Below are 3,788 nucleotides of genomic sequence, written 5' to 3' on the forward strand. Positions count from 1 at the left end.
CCCTGTTCCGGCGACGAACGCGGGAGAACCCCATGGACTTCAGCATCTACTTCTTCGCGGCCAACGACGAGCACCCGTTCGGCGAGCGCTACCGCTTCATCCTGGACGTGGCACGAGCCATCGACTCACTGGGCTTCAAGGCCATCTGGACCCCGGAGCGGCACTTCCAGGAGTTCGGCGGCAGTTTCCCGAACCCCTCGGTGCTCAGCGCCGCCCTCGCGGTCAGTACCGAGCGGCTCGAACTGCGCGCAGGCAGCATCGTGCTCCCGCACCACCACCCCGTGCGTGTCGCGGAGGAATGGGCCTTGGTCGACCAGCTCTCCCAGGGCCGGACCGGACTGTGCGTGGCGACCGGCTGGCACAGCGGCGACTTCGTCTTCTACCCCGACAACTTCGACCGGCGTCGCGAGGCGGCCTTCGGCAACATCCCCGTCCTGCGCAAGCTGTGGGCGGGTGAGACGGTCGACTTCCCCGGCCCCGGCGGCCAGACCCTGTCGGTCCGCACGTACCCCCGCCCCCATCAGTCGGAACTCCCGCTGTGGATCGTCCACTCCTCCAACCCGCAGACCTGGACCACAGCGGGCGAACTCGGCACCAACGTCCTGACACTGGTCGACAGTTGGGAGCGACTGGAGTCGAACATCGCCAACTACCGCGACGCCAGGGCGAAGGCGGGCCACGATCCGGACGCGGGCGTCGTCACGCTCGGCCTGCATACCTACGTGGGCGAGGACGAGGCCGCGACGCGCGCCCTGGTGTCCGAGCCGGTACGTCGGTACATCGACACCTTCCTCACGCAGAAGACCAACGACGCGGCATCGACAGCCATGACCGCAGCGGAGAAGCAGGAGATGGCGAAACTGGTTGCCGAGGACTTCTACCAACGCCGCTCACTGCTGGGCACCCGGGAGAAGTGCGCGACTGTGGTCCACCGCGCCCAGAACATGGGCGTCGACGAGATCGCCTGCATGGTCGACTTCGGCCTGCCGTTCGACACGGTCCTCGACGCCCTGCCGGAGCTGGACCGCCTCCGCGCCGACTTCACCACCCCGCCCGCCACGCGACGTGGCTCCCGAACCGCCCCGGGCGCGGGCCGCGTACGCGGCGCGGCGAGCGCCGCCGGCGCGGCGGCGGCAGCAGGCGCCAACGCGAACGACATGGCCTGGTACTACGACGACTCGACACGCAGCGCCCGGTAGCAGTCCGTTGGGCGGGTGGTGCGGCCGCACCGGCTCTCCAAGGCGCGTGGCCGAACCTGTCACCCAAACCTAGAAGGTCCGCAGCTTGAGGGCTCGGGGACTGGGTTACGGTCTTGCCGGCGCCAGTCGCTTTATGGGTTACAAGTGTGGTTACCGCTACGGCATGAGAGCGTGCCGAGGCGGATGGGGACTCCATGCACGCGGGGGGCACTACCCTTGGCCCTACCTTCTACTTAGCCTCGAGCCATCGCTTCTACATCACACGAGACCGTCTCAGACACGAAAAGCGACACAGGTCCCAATGGCTGCGCTACGGTCTCGGCTTCGGGATCCGCTACTTGCGCGCAGGGGCAAATCCTTGCCGCAACAGGTGGGAACGAAGGGCGGGCTGGCGAAGCGGAGGTTACAGGTGCTGATCAAGTCGGGCCGGTCGAACCGAAAGGCCCTCAAATGCGACGTCCTTGTCCTGGCACTTCTCATCGGCACCTTGGGAACCTCGTGCGGACTCGTGCCCGAGCACCCCGGTGACGAGGGCCCGCTCCTGGGTTTCCGGGTCACAGACCGCACCGTTGAAGTCAAGGTCCCTCTGTGTCCTGGTGACAAAGTGTCCCGCGTCGAGGTATGGGACCCGGGAAGCGAGACGGCGAAGGAGAAGATGCTGTGGTGGGGCGAGGGGCCGACGGGTGCAGCAGCTGGTAGTGGGCAGCTGTACCTCTGGTCGCCAGCTGGTTACCGGAAGGCGTCCACGGCTCCGAACCCCTCGGCGTTGCCGCATCTGGTCGACCTGTCTGTCTCCTACGCTGATCAGGACGACTCCGCCGGCGATCTCGTGAACCTCGACGAAGTCGCAAGACATCACCCGACGGGATGAGTACTGGACGATCGCGGGGGAGTCCATGAGCGCCCAGGAAATCGATGGGCAGCTGTCATGCCCACAATAATCGCGGACGAAGAGTCGCGCTTTCGGGTGGTTTTCGCTCGTCATGGCCTGATCCAATTGACAGCTCGGGCAGAGAGAGGAGGAGCCCCCTGAGCAGACTCCGTCGGGCTCCTCCCTGGGCGAACGCAAGCAGATGACCCGTTGACGCGAATCGAGCGTCGGCAGATCCTCAGCCCCGTACTGGCGCCGTTGACCGGCGGTCAGTACGGGGCTGAGAACAGTGAGCTGTTTCACCGCTGCCGCTCCAGGTGAGGGGCGGCTGCTGGAAGCCTCCTCGGGAGCGACCGAGTGCCTCAGCTCCTGCACCACCCCCGCCAGGCGGGCGCACAGTCTCGCCCACGGTCTTCCGCCCTTGTGTTCCATCGCGGCCGCCCCTTTTGACGCGGCGGGCGGCGGAGCTTTCCGCGCGCCGGCCGCATGCTGGTGGGCACGGATCGACGTGGAACCAAGCGAGACGTCCCAGTCGATCCTGCCGGCGGCGTCGGCCTGGGCCCGCTGGAGTAGTCGTTCCCAGGTTCCGTCGGCCGACCAGCGCCGGAGGCGCTCGTAGACGGTCTTCCACGGCCCGTAGCGTTCAGGCAGGTCACGCCACTGCACCCCGGTTCGCACCCGGTGCAGGATGCCGTTGCTCACCTGGCGGTGACCGCGCCACCGCCCGCAGCGGTTGTTGCCCGTGGGCAGGAGCGGCTCCAGATGTCGCCACTCCGCCTCTGTCAGATCCCCCGACCAGTCACGCAAGAGCCAACGAGCCAGTGGGCGACACGGGATACGGTCAGCACCTGCGATGCCACCACGCCAACTCCGGTTCTTCGATCGGCTCGTGACGCGTTCGCCCGAGGAGTACCGCGTCCAGGCGCTCGACCTGCACCCGGAGTTCACCCGCGGCCCTTGGCGGAAGCATGAACAGAGCGTCTTGCAGCTTGTCCCGGGCCCAACCCTCTCCGCAGCAGGGGCAGGTGAACTCCCCCTCCCATTGCCTCCACCGGCGCCTCGTGCCGTGGACGTGCACGGACCACACGCTCAGCGCCACCGCCACGATGCCGGGAGACAATCGCTCCCGTTCGAGCACACGGACAGCGGCATTCGCCGCTCCCGACAGACCTGGGACATCGCGGTACCGCACCCAGGGTCTATCCCAGCCGCGTCCCCGCGGCCGAAGTGAAGCTGGTGTTCTACGAGGCACGGCCCCTTCGAATGCAAGTCATGGACGGCATCCTCCCACAACCCAAGATCGGCCGGACAGAACCCAGCTGAGTAGCCGGCCCGGCTGTCGCCGACCCCGGCGCACTCCGGGAGAGCCCCGTCGGGCAGGGCGCACTCCGGGTTGGCCTCACGCAAGACCGTCAGCAGTCCCGGGGCACGCTGCGGCGAGCAAGCCCACCACCGCGGTGCTGTAAGCGTGTGCGGTACCGACAGACATCAACGAAGGCGACGGCGATCTGGGTCAAGGGCTCGTGCTTGCGCAGATACGCCAGGACGACCAGGGCACGCTGGTGCGGCGGGAGCTTGCAGCGGCGGTCACCCTCACGGGTGACGATGAGCATGGTGACCCCTTAAGTGGGCGGTTCGTGAGGCGATGTCCGTTTCGGTTGAGGTGGGAGCAAGGCTGCTGGTGGAGGCTGTGTCGGCTATTGCTTCCTGGCGAAGTT

General features: G+C 67.2%; 2 protein-coding genes and 1 pseudogene. 1 reads left to right on the top strand and 2 read right to left on the bottom strand.

What is annotated here, in order from left to right:
- Positions 1-32 precede the first annotated feature (32 nt).
- Positions 33-1,199 (top strand): MupA/Atu3671 family FMN-dependent luciferase-like monooxygenase, encoded by a 1,167-nt coding sequence (locus tag AB0P07_RS34700; protein WP_365557914.1) that lies wholly within the window; start codon positions 33-35, stop codon positions 1,197-1,199.
- A gap of 403 nt (positions 1,200-1,602) precedes the next feature.
- On the opposite strand, the gene AB0P07_RS34705 is transcribed toward AB0P07_RS34700, so the two are convergent.
- Entirely contained in the window at positions 1,603-2,877 is a 1,275-nt protein-coding gene (locus AB0P07_RS34705) for an IS5 family transposase (protein ID WP_365557916.1), read from the bottom strand.
- 510 nt (positions 2,878-3,387) lie between these two features.
- Positions 3,388-3,683, bottom strand: a pseudogene (locus AB0P07_RS34710) (transposase family protein); the annotation flags it as partial.
- Positions 3,684-3,788: the final 105 nt, after the last annotated feature.

It is taken from the genome of Streptomyces sp. NPDC085944 (assembly GCF_040686295.1).
In the GTDB taxonomy this organism is placed as follows: Bacteria; Actinomycetota; Actinomycetes; order Streptomycetales; family Streptomycetaceae; genus Streptomyces; species Streptomyces salinarius.